Origin of the sequence: Herbaspirillum sp. GW103, assembly GCF_000261365.1 — a bacterium.
GTDB lineage: Bacteria > Pseudomonadota > Gammaproteobacteria > Burkholderiales > Burkholderiaceae_D > Herbaspirillum.
In genome coordinates this window covers 66,944-83,559 of the sequence record NZ_AJVC01000003.1, presented here as the reverse complement: position 1 = coordinate 83,559, position 16,616 = coordinate 66,944, and the positions used below count along the sequence as shown (strand labels likewise).

The following is a 16,616-nucleotide window of genomic DNA, read 5'->3' as shown; positions in this document are numbered from 1 at the left end:
CATGTCCGAACGCTACATCCAGGCCGAACCCTATCCCTGGCCCTACGACGGCGCCCTGAGCCCGGCCAATACCGCGCTCATCGTCATCGACATGCAGACCGACTTCTGCGGCATCGGCGGTTACGTGGACAAGATGGGCTACGACCTCTCGCTCACGCGCGCCCCCATCGAACCCATCAAGAAAGTGCTGACTGCCATGCGCGCCGGGGGCTACACCATCATCCACACCCGCGAAGGCCATCGGCCCGACCTCTCCGACCTGCCCGCCAACAAGCGCTGGCGCTCGCGCCAGATCGGCACCAATGGCGTGGGCATCGGTGACGCCGGTCCGTGTGGCCGCATCCTGGTGCGCGGCGAACCGGGCTGGGAAATCATTGCGGAACTGGCGCCCTTCGAGGGCGAGATCATCATCGACAAACCCGGCAAGGGTTCCTTCTGCGCGACCGACCTGGAGATGATTTTGCACACGCGCGGCATCCGCAACATCGTGCTGACCGGCATCACCACCGATGTCTGTGTCCACACCACCATGCGCGAGGCCAATGACCGTGGCTTCGAGTGCGTGATGCTGGCGGACTGCTGCGGCGCGACCGACTACAACAACCATCTGGCGGCGCTGTCCATGATCAAGATGCAGGGTGGCGTGTTCGGCGCGGTCTCCGATTCGTCCGCACTGATCGATGTGATCGGGGCCTGACATGCACGCCCTGGAGCTGGAGATCATCAATGCGGGCAAATCCTTCGGCAGCTTTCGCGCGCTCGACGAGGTATCGCTGAAGATCCGCGCCGGCACCATCCATGCGCTGCTGGGCGAGAACGGTGCGGGCAAGAGCACGCTGGTCAAGGGACTGGTCGGCTATAGCCCGCTGGACCAGGGCAGCATCGTGGCCGATCGCCGCGAGGTGGAGATCCACAGTGCACGCGTGCCCAACCAGCTCGGCATTGGCATGGTCTACCAGCACTTCACGCTGGCGCCCAGTTTGACGGTGGCCGAGAACCTGCTGCTGGCGCGCGGCGACCTGCCCTGGCGCATCCGCTGGGGCAGCGAGCGCGCGGCGCTGGAAGAATTCATGGCGCGCATGCCCTTCAAGCTGGCCCCGGAACGGGTGGTCAGCAGCCTCTCCGCCGGCGAAAAGCAGAAGCTGGAAATCTTGAAGCAACTCTATCTGCGCCGCCGCTTCCTGATCCTGGACGAGCCGACCTCGGTGCTCACCCCGCAGGAAGCCGACGAGGTGCTGGGACTCATGCACGCCCTGACGCGCCAGCAGGAACTGACGGTGCTGATGATTACCCACAAGTTCCACGAAGTGAGCGCCTATGCCGACGACGTCACCGTGTTGCGCAAGGGCCGCCTGGTCGGCAGCGCCCAGGTTGCGCAGACCACGCCGGATGCACTGGCGCACTGGATGATGGGTCATGCCCGCGCCGAGCAGGCTACGGTGGCGCGGGAGAAAGTGCCAGCGGACGCGGGCGTCGGGCTCGATGTGAAGAATCTGACGGTCAACAACGATCGCGGCGTGGCTGCCGTGCGGGCGCTGTCGCTGCAAGTGAAGCGTGGGGAAATTGTTGGCCTGGCCGGCATCTCCGGCAACGGCCAGAAGGAACTGGTGGAAGCCCTGCTGGGCCAGCGGCCTCACCTGCTGGGCGAGATCCATGTGGACGGTGCGCCCTACCGCGCCACCCGTGAGCAGATGCGACGCCTGCGGGTCTTCGCGCTGCCGGAAGAACCGCTGCGCAATGCCTGCATCGCCGGCATGAGCGTGGCCGAGAACATGGCGCTGCGTCACTTCGACGTGGCTCCCTACAAACGCGGCGGCTGGCGGGTCGACCGCAGCGCCATGCAGCGTCGGGCGCAAGCGCTGATCGCCGCCTTCAACGTCAAGCCGCCTCTGCCTGAACGGCCCATCGGCACGCTCTCCGGCGGCAACGTCCAGCGCGCCGTGCTGGCACGCGAACTGGGCGAGGAAAGCCAGGACGGTGCGGCCAACGTACTCATCGTCGCCAATCCGGTCTTCGGGCTGGATTTCGCCTCGGTGGCCGACATCCACGCGCGATTGCTGCAGGCCCGCGCACGCGGCGCAGCGGTGCTGCTGGTGAGCGAAGACCTGGATGAACTGCTGGAACTGTCCGACCGCATCCTGGTGATGACCGAGGGTCGCATCGTCCACGTGGCACAGGACGTGGCCATCCAAGGCGCGGACCGCGCCGCCCTGGGCCGCTCGATGGCGGGCCAGGCCGAACAACCTGCTCACGCCGAGGCCGCATGATCCGTATCGACGCTTTCCCCTATCCCTATCAGTTCCACCCGCGCAGCACGGCGCTGGTGGTCATCGACATGCAGCGCGACTTCGTGGAAGAAGGCGGGTTCGGCAGTGCGCTGGGCAATGACGTACGACCGCTGGGCGCCATTGTGCCGACCGTGGCCGCGCTGCTGGCGCTGGCGCGCCAGACGCAGATGCTGGTGGTGCACACGCGTGAATCGCACCTGCCCGATCTCTCTGACTGTCCGCGCGCCAAGCGCCTGCGCGGCAATCCCACGCTGGGCATCGGTGATGTGGGGCCGATGGGGCGCATCCTGGTGCGCGGTGAACCGGGCAACCAGATCCTGCCGCAGCTGGCCCCCATGGCCGGCGAGATCGTCATCGACAAACCCGGCAAGGGCGCCTTCTACGCCACCGACCTGCACACGCAGTTGCAGGAACGCGGCATCACCCATCTGCTGGTGGCCGGTGTGACCACCGAAGTCTGCGTGCAGACCTCCATGCGCGAAGCCAATGACCGCGGCTATGAATGCCTGGTGGTGGAAGATGCCTGCGCCAGCTATTTCCCCGAATTCCATCGCGCCACGCTGGAGATGCTGACCGCCCAGGGCGGCATCGTCGGCTGGCGCGCCCCGCTGGCGCAACTGCAAGGCGCCGTGGCCGCCTACGCCGGAGAAAATCCATGATGCAAGTGAACCTGCCCCACGTCGTGGCCGAGGTCGAACAGGCCTTTGCCGATTACGAATACGCCCTGCTCATCAACGACATCCCGGCGCTGGACCGCTGGTTCTGGTATGACCCGCAGACCGTGCGCTACGGCGTGGGCGAAGTGCTGCTGGGCGGCGAGGCGATCCGCCAGTACCGCAAGACCTGCACCCCGGTGCCGGCCTCGCGCAAACTGCATCGCACCGTTGTCACCACGTTCGGCAGCGACTATGCTACGGTCTCCACCGAATTCACCGACCATACATCGGACCGCATCGGTCGCCAGATGCAGACCTGGGTGCGCATGGAGGAAGGCTGGCGCATCGTTGCCGCCCATGTCAGCCTGATGGCATGAATCCCCTGCCCCATCGAACCGGAATGCCCGCACCATGACCGCCACCGTCGCCAACCCGCTCGCCGAACAGGTCTATCACCGGATCAAGGACGACATCTTCAGCTTCCGCCTGCTGCCGGGCGACAATTTCACCGAGACCGAGATGGCCCAGCGTCAGGGCGTCTCGCGCACGCCCTTGCGCGATGCGCTGTTCCGGCTGCAGCGCGAAGGTTATCTGGAAGTGGGCTTCCGGCGCGGCTGGAAGGTCTGCCCGATCGACTTCGACCGGCTCGACAATCTCTACGATCTGCGCATCGTGCTGGAAATGGCCGCACTGGACAAACTCTGCAGCCAGCAAGATCCGAGCGCCGAACTGGAGCAGTTGAACGCCATCTGGCTGGCCGAACCGCAAGCGCGCCACACCGATGCCGTCAAGGTGGCCGAATTGGACGAGGCCTTCCACACCAACCTGGTGGCCGCGGCCGGCAATGTGGAAATGACACGGGTGCATACCGAAGTCACCGAAAAGATCCGCATCGTGCGGCGCCTGGATTTCCTCAAGAAAAAGCGCATCGAAGCCACCTACGAGGAACACGGCAAGATCCTGCAACTGATCGCCAAGCGCCGCGCCACCGAAGCGCAGATCCTGCTGCGCGCCCACATCACGCAGAGCAAGCTGGAGGTCAGAAAGATCACCATCTGGATGCTGGCCGAGGCACGCCAGCTCCAGGAGCCGGAAGCGGCGCTGGCCCGCTGACAGCGCCTGGAACAATCCTTCACATGAAAGATTGCCAACTTTTCCCGCCGGAAAGATGAAAAACTGCGCTCGATCGCGGCCTCTGCCCGCTTGATCGGCGCCGAGCCGCCACCAAATCAAGGAAAGCCGCCGAAACCATTTATAATGGAAGGCTTTTGTAACAGCGCATCTTTCCAGCGGCTCAATGAAGGTATTTCGCGGACTTCCCACAGCCGAATCGCGCGCCCCGTGCGCGCTGACCATCGGCAATTTCGACGGCGTGCATCTGGGCCACCAGGCCCTCTTGGCGCGCGTGCGCGAGGCCGCCGCCAAGCTGGGGCTGGACGCGGCGGTGATGACCTTCGAACCGCATCCACGCGAATTCTTCGCCCAGCTGGCCGGCACCCCCGAACGCGCTCCGGCGCGCATCGCCAACCTGCGTGACAAGCTCGAAGCCCTGGCCAACTCCGGCATCGACCGGGTGGTGGTGGAGCATTTCGGCAGCCATTTCGCGGCCCTCTCCCCGCAGGATTTCATCGAGAAGATCCTGGTCCAGGGCCTGCACGTGCGCTGGCTGATGGTCGGTGACGACTTCTGCTTTGGCGCCCGCCGCGCCGGCACGCTCGACACCCTGATCGCGGCCGGCAAGCAGTATGGCTTCGAGGTCCATGCCCTGCCCACGGTGACCAATGCCGGTGTACGCATCTCCTCTTCGGCCGTGCGCGCGGCGCTGGCCGAGGGCGATTTCACCCTGTCGCAGCAGTTGCTGGGCCATCCCTACGCCATCAGCGGCCGGGTCGTGCATGGCAAGAAGCTGGGCCGCACCATCGGTTTCCCGACGCTGAACATGCGCGTGGGCCACAAGCGTCCGGCGCTCTCGGGCATCTTCGTGGTGCAGGTGCATGGACTGGCCGAGCAGCCGCTGCCGGCGGTGGCCAGCCTGGGCGTGCGTCCGACCGTGGACGACAGTGGCCGGGTGCTGCTGGAAACCCACTTGCTGGATTTCCAGGGCGATTGCTACGGCAAGCTGGTGCGGGTGGAGTTCCTCGAGAAGCTGCGCGACGAGGAAAAGTACGTCGACCTACCCACGCTGACCACGGCCATCGCCCGTGACGTGGACAATGCCCGCGCCTGGTTCCGTGAACATGCCGGCTTGGCCGTCTCGGCCACCGACCGAATTTGATCGCTGGGCGGTTGCCGGAGCCCCGCTTCGGCCACCGTCCAGCCGCCCCATCCAGCATTTCGCCAGCGCGCATCTTGGCGCGCGCGGCTCCTGAATCAACCTGCATTCAACGAAAGTCCTGTCATGTCCAATAACGAATCCTCCGCCAAACCCGGCAAACCGGAAAAAGCCGGCAAGGCCCCCTCCAAGTACCCGGTCAACATGACCGAAACCGGCTTTCCCATGCGCGGCGACCTCGCCAAGCGCGAGCCGCAATGGGTCAAGGAATGGCAGGAGAAGAAGGTCTACGAGCGCATCCGCAAGGCCTCGGCCGGTCGTCCCAAGTTCATCCTGCATGACGGCCCGCCGTATGCCAACGGCGACATCCACATCGGTCACGCCGTCAACAAGATCTTGAAGGACATGATCGTCAAGGCCCGCAACATGGCCGGCTTCGACGCGCAATACGTGCCGGGCTGGGATTGCCACGGCATGCCCATCGAGATCCAGATCGAAAAGCAGTTCGGCAAGAACCTGCCGGTGGCCGAGGTGCAGGCCAAGGCGCGCGCCTACGCCGGCGAGCAGATCGAGCGCCAGAAGGCCGACTTCATCCGCCTGGGTGTGCTGGGTGAATGGGACAACCCCTACAAGACCATGAACTTCTCCAACGAAGCCGACGAGCTGCGCGCCCTCGGCAAGATCCTGGAGAAGGGTTACGTCTATCGCGGCTTGAAGCCCGTGAACTGGTGCTTCGACTGCGGTTCGGCCCTGGCCGAGGCCGAGGTGGAATACCAGGACAAGCGCGATCCGGCCATCGACGTCGGCTTCCCGTTTGCCGAACACGACAAGGTGGCCACCGCCTTCGGTCTGACCGAGCTGCCGACCCGCAACGGCTACATCGTCATCTGGACCACCACGCCCTGGACCATCCCGGCCAACCAGGCGCTGAACGTGCATCCGGAATTCGAATACGCGCTGGTGCAGACCACCCGCAACGGTGAAGCCACCCTGCTGATCCTGGCCAAGGACCTGGTCGAATCCTGCCTGCAGCGCTTCGGCCTGGAAGGCCAGATCATCGCCACCACCACCGGCGAGAAACTCTCGCTGATCCGCTTCCACCATCCGCTGGCCAAGGCCGATGCCGGCTACGATCGTCTCTCGCCGGTCTTCCTGGGCGACTACGTGACGGCCGACAGCGGCACCGGCATCGTGCACTCCTCGCCGGCCTACGGTATCGAGGACTTCGTCTCCTGCAAGGCGCACGGGATGAAGGATGACGACATCCTCAACCCGGTCATGGGCGATGGCCGCTATGCCTCCTGGCTGCCGCTGTTTGCCGGCCTGACCATCTGGGAAGCCTCCAAGCCCATCTGCGGCAAGCTCGATGAAGTGGGTTCGCTGTTCAAGCTGGTCATGTTCGACCACAGCTACATGCACTGCTGGCGCCACAAGACTCCCATCATCTATCGCGCCACCTCGCAATGGTTCGCCAGCATGGACAACACGCCCAAGGATGGCGGCCCCAGCCTGCGCCAGACCGCGCTGCAAGGCATCGAGGACACCGCTTTCTTCCCCGGCTGGGGCAAGGCGCGCCTGCATGGCATGATCGCCAACCGTCCGGACTGGACGCTGTCGCGTCAGCGCCAGTGGGGCGTGCCGATGGCCTTCTTCGTGCACAAGGAAACGGGTGAACTGCATCCGCGTACACCGGAGCTGATCGAACAGGTCGCCCAGCGCATCGAGAAGAGCGGCATCGAAGCCTGGCAGGCACTGGACCCCAAGGAATTGCTGGGTGAAGACGCCGAGCACTACCTCAAGAACCGCGACACGCTGGACGTCTGGTTCGATTCCGGCACCACCCACCAGACCGTGCTGCGCGGCTCGCACGCACAGCAGTCGCAGTTCCCGGCCGACCTCTACCTGGAAGGTTCGGACCAGCATCGTGGCTGGTTCCACTCGTCGCTCTTGACTTCCTCGATGTTGAATGGCCGCGCGCCCTACAAGGCCCTGCTCACGCACGGCTTCGTGGTCGATGGCGAAGGCAAGAAGATGTCCAAGTCCAAGGGCAACGTGGTGGCCCCGCAGAAGGTCTCGGACTCGCTGGGCGCGGAAATCCTGCGCCTGTGGGTAGCCTCGACCGATTACTCGGGCGAGCTGTCGATCTCGGACGAAATCTTGAAACGCGTGGTGGAAGCCTACCGTCGCATCCGCAACACCCTGCGCTTCCTGCTGGCCAACACTGCCGACTTCGATCCGGCGCAGCACGCCGTGCCGGTGGCGGAGATGCTGGAAATCGACCGCTATGCCATCGCCAACATGGCACGCCTGCAAGCGGAGGTGCTGGCGCACTTCGAGACCTACGAATTCCACCCGGTGGTGGCCAAGCTGCAGATGTACTGCTCGGAAGACCTGGGCGGCTTCTACCTGGACATCCTCAAGGACCGCCTCTACACCAGCGGCGTGGAGTCGGCCGCACGCCGCTCGGCCCAGACCGCGGTGTGGCACATCACGCAGTCGCTCTTGCGCCTGATGGCACCGATCCTGTCCTTCACGGCCGAAGAAGCCTGGCGCTTCTTCGCCGGCAAGGATGCCTTCGAGGCCAGCGGTGAAACCATCTTCTCGCAGGTCTACTACGCCCTGCCGGAAGTGGCAGATAGTGCGGCCCTGCTGTCCAAGTTCGCGGTGCTGCATGAAGTGCGCGCAGCCGTCACCAAGCAGCTGGAAGAAGTGCGTATCGCCGGCAGCATCGGTTCTTCCCTGCAGGCCGAGGTGGAACTGAAGGTCGCCGGCGAGAAGGCGGCCCTGCTGGAAAGCCTGGGCGATGACCTCAAGTTCGTGCTCATCACCTCGGCTGCCCGCGTCACCCCGGTAGCGACGGTGGAAGAGGAAGCCGTAGTGGTCACGCCCTCGACGCATCAGAAATGTGAGCGTTGCTGGCACTATCGCGCCGATGTCGGGTCTCATGCCGATCATCCGGGCCTGTGCGGTCGCTGCTACAGCAACCTGTTCGGCCAGGGCGAACAGCGCCGCTTCGCCTGATCCGGGCGGGACGGCCTTGCTAGCGGCCCGCTGCCTTCTGCGGCGGCGGACCGCCCACTCCAACAAGAACATCCATGGCAACCAAAAAGCGCTCCTCCTCTTCCGGTTCTTCGTCCACCCTCCAAGGGCTGCTGCCCTGGCTGGGCATCGCCACCATCGTGCTGCTGCTGGACCAGCTCACCAAGATCACCATCCTGAAACTGTTCCACTATGGCGAATCACTGCCGGTGACCGGTTTCTTCAACCTGGTCCTGGTCTACAACAAGGGCGCGGCCTTCAGCTTCCTGGCCGCCAGCGGTGGCTGGCAGCGTTATCTGTTCACCGCCATCGGCATCGGCGCGGCGGTGTTCATCATCCACCTGCTGCGCAAGCATCCCGGTCAGCGCATGTTCTGCTGGGCGCTGGCGCTGATCCTGGGCGGTGCCATCGGCAACGTGCTTGACCGCGTGGTCTATGGACACGTGATCGACTTCCTCGACGTCTACGTCGGCAACTGGCACTGGCCGGCCTTCAACATCGCCGATAGTGCGATCTGCGTGGGTGCGGTATTGTTCGTCGTGGACGAACTGCGCCGCGTCTCCAAAAAGTAGGCAAGTCCGCCCGTTCGCACGTCTGAACACGCCTGCGGTACGCCGCATTCCGGGAGCAAACAATGGATCTGGCTGGCAAGAAAATCGTACTGGGCCTCACCGGCGGCGTGGCCTGCTACAAGGCCGCCATGCTGGCGCGCGAACTGGGTCGCGCCGGCGCCGCCGTGCACGTGGTCATGACCGAGGCGGCCACGCACTTCATGACCGCCGTCACCATGCAGGCCCTGACCGGCAACCCGGTCTACACCGACCAGTGGGATGCGCGCATGGACAACAACATGCCGCACATCAATCTCACGCGCGACGCCGATGCGGTGGTGATCGTGCCCTGCTCCACCGATTTCATCGCCAAGCTGGCCCACGGGCATTGCGACGACCTGCTCTCGACCCTGTGCGTGGCCCGTCCGGCCCGGGTACCGCTGATGGTGGCCCCGGCCATGAATGTGGAAATGTGGCAGAACCCGGCCACCCAGCGCAATGTGCGTCAGATCCGCGAGGACGGCATCCTCCTGCTGGGGCCGGACGCCGGTGCGCAAGCCTGCGGTGAGGTCGGCGAAGGCCGCATGCTGGAGCCGGCGCAACTGCTGGAAGAGATCGTCGCCGCCTTCCAGCCCAAGGTGCTGGCCGGTCGCCGCGTGCTGCTGACGGCCGGGCCGACCTTCGAGCCGATCGACCCCGTGCGCGGCATCACCAATCTGTCCTCCGGCAAGATGGGTTATGCCATCGCCCGCGCCGCCCGCGAAGCCGGGGCCGATGTCACCCTGGTGTCGGGCCCGACGGCGCTGCAGACGCCTTTTGGCGTGCACCGGGTGGACGTGCAGACGGCGCGGCAGATGTATGAGGCGGTTTTGGGCAATGTGAAGGAAAAAGACTTGTTCGTGGCGGTTGCGGCCGTCGCTGACTGGCGCGTGGCCAATGCCAGCGACCAGAAACTGAAGAAACAGGACGAAAACGATACGCCGCAGCTGGAGTTCGTCCAGAATCCTGACATCCTGGCCAGTGTGGCCGCCCTGCCCCAGCGCCCGTATTGCGTCGGTTTTGCCGCCGAGTCGGAGAATCTGGAGCAATATGGCGCGGCCAAGCGGATTCGCAAGAACATTCCGCTCTTGGTCGGCAACATCGGTCACCAGACCTTTGGTCGGGATGACAATGCTCTCATGCTGTTCGACGCCCAGGGCCACAGCGCCCTGCCGCGTGCGGACAAGCAGACCCTGGCCCGCCAGCTGGTGCGCGAGATTGCGCGCCGCATGGCGGCCTGACGGTGCACGGCCCGCGTCTTGCGGGCCGTGTCTTTTGTACGCTTTTGTTTTTTGGAATCCGATTACGCCTCATGAAGACCATCGACATCAAGATCCTCGACCCCCGCATGAAAGACCAGTTACCCGCTTACGCCACCCCCGGCAGCGCCGGCCTGGACCTGCGGGCCTGCATCGATGCGCCGCTGACGCTGGCGCCGGGTTCCACCCATCTGATCCCCACCGGCCTGGCGATCCACCTGGCCGATCCGAACTATGCCGCCGTGATCCTGCCGCGCAGCGGCATGGGCCACAAGCATGGCATCGTGCTGGGCAACCTGGTCGGACTGATCGATTCGGATTATCAGGGGCAGTTGATGATCTCGACATGGAACCGCGGCAGTACCGAGTTTGTCCTAAACCCCATGGAACGCCTGGCGCAGCTGGTGATCGTGCCGGTACTGCAGGTCGGCTTCAATGTGGTAGATGAATTCGACAGCAGCCAACGCGGCGCCGGTGGTTTCGGCAGCACAGGCAAACACTGATGGAGAACCGCATGCTCGTATCCCCCCTGCCGCAGTGGCAGAAACTGAAAACCCTTGCCGTCCTGGCACCGCTGGCCTTGCTGGCCGCCTGTGCCACCCAGGAACCGGGTCCGGTGACGGACACACCGTCCAAGCCGGCCACCACGACCACCCAGGCGCCGCGCCCGGTAGCCGACAATCCCCAGCAGCAGCAATTGCGCGAACTGATCGCGCAGCAGGACCGGCTCTACCGCGTGGCAGCGCCGCTGCTGACCAGCAACGCCCAGCTGTGCCGGGGAAATTCCCGCAATCTGCTGGGTTTCACGGCCAAGAACAAGTACTCCTTCCCCATCGAATTTGCCGATACCGCACGCAGCCTGGGCTATGACGACCGCCTCCAGGTGACCGGCGTGCTGCCCGGCAGCGGCGCCGAGCAGGCTGGCATCCAGCGTGGCGACGTACTGATCTCGGTGGCTGGCAAGCCCATGCCGCAAGGCACGGATGCCGAACGCCAGGCGGCCGTGCTGCTCAGCCCGCTGGTGGTCAAGAAGGCGCCCATTGCACTGGGCATCCAGCGCAATGGCCAGAACAGCATCGTCAGCGTCCCGCTGACCTACGCCTGCGCCTTCAGCATCGAGCTGGGCAATGCCGACAACGTCAACACCTACGCTGATGGCCGCCGCGTGCTCATCACGCGCGGCATGCTCAGGTTCACCCAGTCCGATGATGAACTGGCCTACCTGATCGCCAAGGAAATGGCGCACAACATCCTCGGTCACGCCATCCGCCAGCGCATGGTCTCGACCATCGCCGAAGTGATCGACAACCTGCTGCTGCCGCATCCTGACCCGACCATGACTGTCGGCACGGCCGGCATCCGCGTCTATCCGCAGGATCTGGATGCCGCGGCCGATACGCTCTCGCTGTACCTGCTGGCGCGCGCCGGCTACAACATCGACAACGTGCCGGCCTTCTGGAAGCGCCTGGCTGACCAGGTTCCGGCCAGCGTGCCCAATGGCTATACGGCGCTGCATCCCTCTACGACCTATCGCCTGGCGATGATCGAAAAGGTCACGCAGATCGTCAAGGCCAAGCAGGAGGCGGGCAAGCCGGTGGTGCCGTAAAAATGGTGATATGAAGTATTTGAAGTGAAGACGGCGCGGTGAAGACCGCGCCGTTTTTGTTTGCTTCTCGAAAATGAAGCCCTCTGCAAAACAAAGGCCACGCCGGTTTCCCGACGTGGCCTTGATGGCTTGCCTGATGTGGCTTATTCGACTTCGAGCTTCTCTTGCGGTTCTTCCGGCGGAGACGAATCGTCGCCTTCGGGGAAGTCCAGCTTGATCTGATCCTTGTCGTCCATCTCCACCGTCACACGGCCACCGCTGACCAGCTTGCCGAACAGCAGTTCGTCGGCCAGCGCCTTGCGGATCAGGTCCTGGATCAGGCGCGACATCGGACGTGCACCCATCAGCGGATCGAAGCCCTTCTTGCCCAGGAACTTGCGCAGGCTGTCGGAGAAGACGGCTTCCACCTTCTTCTCGTGCAGCTGCTCTTCCAGCTGCATGAGGAACTTGTCGACCACGCGCAGGATGATTTCCTCGTCCAGCGGGCGGAAGCTGATGATGGCATCCAGACGGTTGCGGAACTCCGGGGTGAACATGCGCTTGATGTCCGCCATTTCGTCGCCGGCTTCCTTCTTCTCGGTAAAGCCGATGGTGCGCTTCTGCAGGCTCTCGGCCCCCGCATTGGTGGTCATGATGATGATCACGTTGCGGAAGTCGGTCTTGCGGCCGTTGTTGTCGGTCAGCGTGCCATGGTCCATCACCTGCAACAGGATGTTGAAGATGTCGGGGTGTGCCTTCTCGATTTCATCGAGCAACAGCACGGCATGCGGCTTCTTGTTGACGGCTTCGGTCAGGAGACCGCCCTGGTCGAAACCGACATAGCCCGGGGGCGCGCCGATCAGGCGGCTCACGGCGTGACGTTCCATGTACTCCGACATGTCGAAACGCACCAGCTCGATACCGAGGATGAAGGCCAGCTGCTTGGCCACTTCGGTCTTGCCCACGCCGGTCGGGCCGGAGAACAGGAAGGAGCCGATCGGCTTGTCAGTCTTGCCCAGGCCGGCACGTGCCATCTTGATGGCCGAGGCCAGTGCTTCGATGGCCGGGTCCTGGCCGAACACCACGTTCTTCAGATCACGCTCGATGGTCTGCAGCTTGGCGCGGTCGTCCTGGTTGACCGACTGCGGCGGGATGCGGGCGATCTTGGAAATGATTTCCTCGATTTCCGGCTTGCCAATGGTCTTCTTCTGCTTGGACTTGGGCAGGATGCGCTGGGCGGCACCGGCTTCGTCGATCACGTCGATGGCCTTGTCAGGCAGGTGACGGTCATTGATGAAGCGTGCCGCCAGTTCTGCTGCCGAGGTCAGCGCCGAAGCAGAATACTTCACACCGTGGTGTTCCTCGAACTTGGACTTCAGGCCGCGCAGGATCTGCACGGTCTGCTCCACGGTCGGTTCGTTCACATCGATCTTCTGGAAGCGACGCGACAGCGCGTGGTCCTTCTCGAAGACGCCACGGAATTCGGTATAGGTGGTCGCGCCGATGCACTTCAACTGACCGCTCGAGAGCGCCGGCTTCAACAGGTTGGACGCATCCAGCGTGCCACCCGAAGCCGAACCCGCACCGATGATGGTATGGATTTCATCGATGAAGAGGATGCCGTTGGGGCTGTCCTTCAATTGCTTCAACACGGCCTTGAGGCGCTGCTCGAAGTCACCGCGGTACTTGGTACCGGCCAGCAGCGCGCCCATGTCCAGCGAATAGACCACGGCATTCTTGAGGATCTCGGGCACGTCGCCTTGCGTCACGCGCCAGGCCAGGCCTTCGGCGATGGCGGTCTTGCCCACGCCGGCTTCGCCCACCAGCAGCGGATTGTTCTTGCGGCGGCGGCAGAGCGTTTGGATGACGCGCTCGACTTCGGACTCGCGACCGATCAGCGGATCGATCTTGCCTTCGGCGGCGGCCTTGTTCAGGTTCTGGGTGAACTGATCCAGCGGGCTTTCCTTCTGCTGGCCTTCGGCCTGCACGTCTTCCGCGCCTTCCGGGGCCTTCTGCGGGTCGGCCTGCTGATCCTTGCGCACGCCGTGCGAGATGAAGTTGACCACGTCCAGACGCGTCACACCCTGCTGGTGCAGGTAGTAGACCGCGTGCGAATCCTTCTCGCCGAAGATGGCCACCAGCACGTTGGCGCCGGTGACTTCCTTCTTGCCGTTGGAAGCCGACTGCACGTGCATGATGGCGCGCTGGATCACGCGCTGGAAGCCCAGCGTGGGCTGGGTATCCACCTCATTGGTGCCGGGCACCGTGGGCGTGTTGTCGGTGATGAAATTGGTCAGCGTCTTGCGCAGATCGTCAATGTTCACCGAGCAGGCGCGCAGCACTTCTGCGGCGGAGGGATTATCCAGCAGCGCCAGCAGCAAGTGTTCCACGGTAATGAATTCATGACGGGATTGTCTGGCTTCGACAAAGGCCATGTGCAAACTGACTTCGAGTTCCTGCGCAATCATGCTTCCTCCATCACGCATTGCAGGGGGTGCCCTGCTTTTCGAGCGTGGGTTAAAACGAGTTCCACTTTTGTGGATGCGATATCTTTGGGATACACACCACACATTCCCTTCCCATCGCGGTGAACCTTGAGCATGATCTGCGTCGCGGTTTCACGGTCCTTGTTGAAGTACTGCTGGATGACGGCGACGACGAATTCCATCGGCGTATAGTCATCATTCAACAACAAAACCTGGTACATCGGGGGCGGCTTGAGCTTGGACTCTTGCCGTTCCAGAACTGTACCGCCATCATTTTCGTGCTTGGTTGCCATGCGTTTATTGGACCATCAAAAGCTGTGCAACGCACAATGATCTCGTAACCTCTAGATGAGATAGATATTACTTGTTTTCCGGACCTTGCGCAGATGACGATGATTTATCCTAAATCAAGGGTTTCTTTCCCCATCACTCAAACAGGACCACAAAGCAGAACATGAAAACTGCTTGACTTTTGGATTTCGACCGAGAACAATGGAATTCATTGATTAGTAGTTACTAAATGTAACAACTCGTCGATACGAAAGGGGGCACGGTTTAAGGGGGGCTGCGTGACGCGCGATGCTTCTTGCTTTGACGGCTCGTGTGATAGTTATTTTTGAAAGATGCTTTTATGGCAACAGGTACTGTCAAGTGGTTCAATGATTCCAAAGGCTTTGGCTTTATCACTCCGGATGACGGCGGCGAAGATCTGTTCGCCCATTTCTCCGCAATCCAGATGAACGGCTTCAAGACCCTGAAAGAAGGTCAAAAAGTCCAGTTTGACGTCACGCAAGGCCCCAAGGGCAAGCAAGCATCGAACATCCAGAACGCCGCTTAAACCCCGGTTTCTCTAAAAGCCCCGCAATCGCGGGGCTTTTTTCATTGGGCGCCAAATCCACTCTCCCCCTGTAACGCAAAAAAAACAGCCGACACAAGCCGGCTGTTTGTTGTTTTTTAGTCATCAATTTCAGCACGGACATGCGCTCCAGGCAGTCCGCGCGGCTTACATGTTTTCGATCATCACTTCACCGAAACCGGAGCAGGAAACCTGGGTCGCCCCTTCCAGCAGGCGGGCGAAATCGTAGGTCACGCGCTTGGCCGAGACCGACTTCTGCATGGCCGAGATGATCAGGTCCGCCGCCTCGATCCAGCCCATGTGGCGCAGCATCATTTCGGCCGAGAGAATGCTGGAACCGGGGTTCACATAATCCTTGCCGGCATACTTGGGGGCGGTACCGTGGGTGGCTTCGAACACGGCCACCGAATCCGACATGTTGGCCCCGGGCGCGATGCCGATGCCGCCGACCTGGGCCGCCACCGCGTCCGAGATGTAGTCGCCGTTCAGGTTCATGGTGGCGATCACGCTGTATTCGGCCGGACGCATCAGCACCTGCTGGAAGAAGGCATCGGTGATGGCATCCTTGATGATGATCTGGCGACCGGTCTTGGGGTTCTTCAGGCGCATCCACGGGCCGTCGTCGATCAGTTCCGCACCGAATTCGCGGCCGGCCAGCGCATAGCCCCAGTCACGGAAGGCACCTTCGGTGTACTTCATGATGTTGCCCTTGTGGACCAGCGTCACCGAGGGCTTGTCGTGGTCAATCGCATACTGGATGGCCTTGCGCACCAGGCGCTCGGTGCCTTCGCGCGAGACCGGCTTGATGCCCAGGGCCGAGGTCTCGGGGAAGCGCAGTTTCTTGACGCCCATTTCGCGCGTCAGCAACTCGATGAGCTTCTTCACTTCGGGCGTACCGGCCTGCCATTCGATACCGGCGTAGATGTCTTCGGAATTCTCGCGGAAGATCACCATGTCGGTCTTCTCCGGTTCGCGCAACGGCGAAGGCACGCCCTTGAAGTAGCGCACCGGACGCAGGCAGACATACAGGTCCAGCTGCTGGCGCATGGTCACGTTGAGCGAACGGATGCCACCACCGACCGGGGTCGACAGCGGCCCCTTGATCGAGACCAGGTACTCCTTGAGCACGTCCAGGGTTTCCTCGGGCAGCCAGACATCCTGGCCATACAGCCTGGTCGACTTCTCGCCCGCATAGATTTCCATCCAGTGGATCTTGCGCGCACCGCCGTAGGCTTTCTCCACTGCCGCATCGACCACCTTCAACATCACCGGCGTGACGTCCACGCCCACGCCATCGCCCATGATGAAGGGGATGATCGGGTTGTTGGGGACATTGAGGGTGTCATCGGCATTGGCGGTGATCTTGCGCCCTTCTGCAGGCACTTGGATATGTTGGTACGACATCGTGGTCTCCGACGGTTGAGGCGGTAGCATTAGGAAGCATCAGCGGCAACGCCCATGCAGGATCAGCGACGACCTTGCATGATTTGCCATACAAGCCGGGAATTTTAAGAGATTTCCGGGTTTTGAGCCGGGAAAATTCCGGATTGCAATGGTAATGTCTTATATAAGATATAGAACATGA

At 62.7% G+C, this 16,616-nt stretch carries 15 protein-coding genes; 12 read left to right on the top strand and 3 right to left on the bottom strand.

The window, feature by feature from the left end; all coding sequences use genetic code 11:
* The first annotated feature begins 1 nt into the window (after window position 1).
* From GWL_RS03900 to GWL_RS03850, 11 genes are all read left to right on the top strand, one after another.
* Entirely contained in the window at window positions 2-697 is a 696-nt protein-coding gene (locus tag GWL_RS03900; RefSeq protein WP_008326899.1) for a cysteine hydrolase family protein, read from the top strand.
* A 1-nt stretch (window position 698) separates the two neighbouring features.
* Window positions 699-2,267: an ABC transporter ATP-binding protein gene (locus tag GWL_RS03895; RefSeq protein WP_008326896.1), complete on the top strand. Its 1,569-nt coding sequence runs from the start codon at window positions 699-701 to the stop codon at window positions 2,265-2,267.
* A complete protein-coding gene (locus tag GWL_RS03890; protein WP_008326894.1) occupies window positions 2,264-2,947 on the top strand; it encodes a cysteine hydrolase family protein in 684 nt (227 codons plus the stop codon). The genes GWL_RS03895 and GWL_RS03890 overlap by 4 nt, the downstream gene beginning before the upstream one ends.
* Window positions 2,944-3,321, top strand: coding sequence for an oxalurate catabolism protein HpxZ (gene hpxZ, locus GWL_RS03885; protein ID WP_008326892.1), 378 nt, complete (start codon window positions 2,944-2,946; stop codon window positions 3,319-3,321). Before GWL_RS03890 ends, hpxZ begins: the two co-directional genes overlap by 4 nt.
* Before the next feature lie 34 nt (window positions 3,322-3,355).
* The gene (locus tag GWL_RS03880; RefSeq protein WP_008326886.1) at window positions 3,356-4,057 is read left to right on the top strand and encodes a GntR family transcriptional regulator; all 702 of its coding nucleotides are present in this window, start codon (window positions 3,356-3,358) and stop codon (window positions 4,055-4,057) included.
* Between the two features lie 184 nt (window positions 4,058-4,241).
* Entirely contained in the window at window positions 4,242-5,219 is a 978-nt protein-coding gene (locus GWL_RS03875; protein ID WP_008326885.1) for a bifunctional riboflavin kinase/FAD synthetase, read from the top strand.
* 123 nt (window positions 5,220-5,342) lie between these two features.
* Window positions 5,343-8,237 carry an isoleucine--tRNA ligase gene (gene ileS, locus GWL_RS03870; RefSeq protein WP_008326884.1) on the top strand — a complete coding sequence of 965 codons (2,895 nt, stop codon included), beginning with the start codon at window positions 5,343-5,345 and terminating at the stop codon, window positions 8,235-8,237.
* A gap of 74 nt (window positions 8,238-8,311) precedes the next feature.
* Complete coding sequence (gene lspA / locus GWL_RS03865; RefSeq protein WP_008326883.1) at window positions 8,312-8,827, top strand: signal peptidase II; 516 nt, start codon at window positions 8,312-8,314, stop codon at window positions 8,825-8,827.
* Window positions 8,828-8,889: 62 nt separating this feature from the next.
* Entirely contained in the window at window positions 8,890-10,086 is a 1,197-nt protein-coding gene (coaBC, locus tag GWL_RS03860; RefSeq protein WP_008326879.1) for a bifunctional phosphopantothenoylcysteine decarboxylase/phosphopantothenate--cysteine ligase CoaBC, read from the top strand.
* Window positions 10,087-10,157: 71 nt separating this feature from the next.
* Window positions 10,158-10,607, top strand: a complete 450-nt coding sequence (dut, locus tag GWL_RS03855; RefSeq protein ID WP_008326876.1) for a dUTP diphosphatase — start codon at window positions 10,158-10,160, stop codon at window positions 10,605-10,607.
* Window positions 10,608-10,618: 11 nt separating this feature from the next.
* Window positions 10,619-11,710 carry a M48 family metallopeptidase gene (locus tag GWL_RS03850; RefSeq protein ID WP_192811555.1) on the top strand — a complete coding sequence of 364 codons (1,092 nt, stop codon included), beginning with the start codon at window positions 10,619-10,621 and terminating at the stop codon, window positions 11,708-11,710.
* 143 nt (window positions 11,711-11,853) lie between these two features.
* Here the strand turns inward: GWL_RS03850 and clpA are convergent, their stop codons facing one another.
* Window positions 11,854-14,157 (bottom strand): ATP-dependent Clp protease ATP-binding subunit ClpA, encoded by a 2,304-nt coding sequence (clpA, locus tag GWL_RS03845; RefSeq protein ID WP_008326864.1) that lies wholly within the window; start codon window positions 14,155-14,157, stop codon window positions 11,854-11,856.
* Window positions 14,154-14,468 (bottom strand): ATP-dependent Clp protease adapter ClpS, encoded by a 315-nt coding sequence (clpS, locus tag GWL_RS03840; RefSeq protein WP_013233417.1) that lies wholly within the window; start codon window positions 14,466-14,468, stop codon window positions 14,154-14,156. Before clpS ends, clpA begins: the two co-directional genes overlap by 4 nt.
* A 338-nt stretch (window positions 14,469-14,806) precedes the next feature.
* Here clpS and GWL_RS03835 point away from each other — a divergent pair, with 338 nt between their 5' ends.
* Window positions 14,807-15,013 (top strand): cold-shock protein, encoded by a 207-nt coding sequence (locus tag GWL_RS03835; protein WP_006463169.1) that lies wholly within the window; start codon window positions 14,807-14,809, stop codon window positions 15,011-15,013.
* A gap of 165 nt (window positions 15,014-15,178) precedes the next feature.
* On the opposite strand, the gene icd is transcribed toward GWL_RS03835, so the two are convergent.
* A complete protein-coding gene (icd, locus tag GWL_RS03830; protein WP_008326862.1) occupies window positions 15,179-16,435 on the bottom strand; it encodes an NADP-dependent isocitrate dehydrogenase in 1,257 nt (418 codons plus the stop codon).
* Window positions 16,436-16,616: the final 181 nt, after the last annotated feature.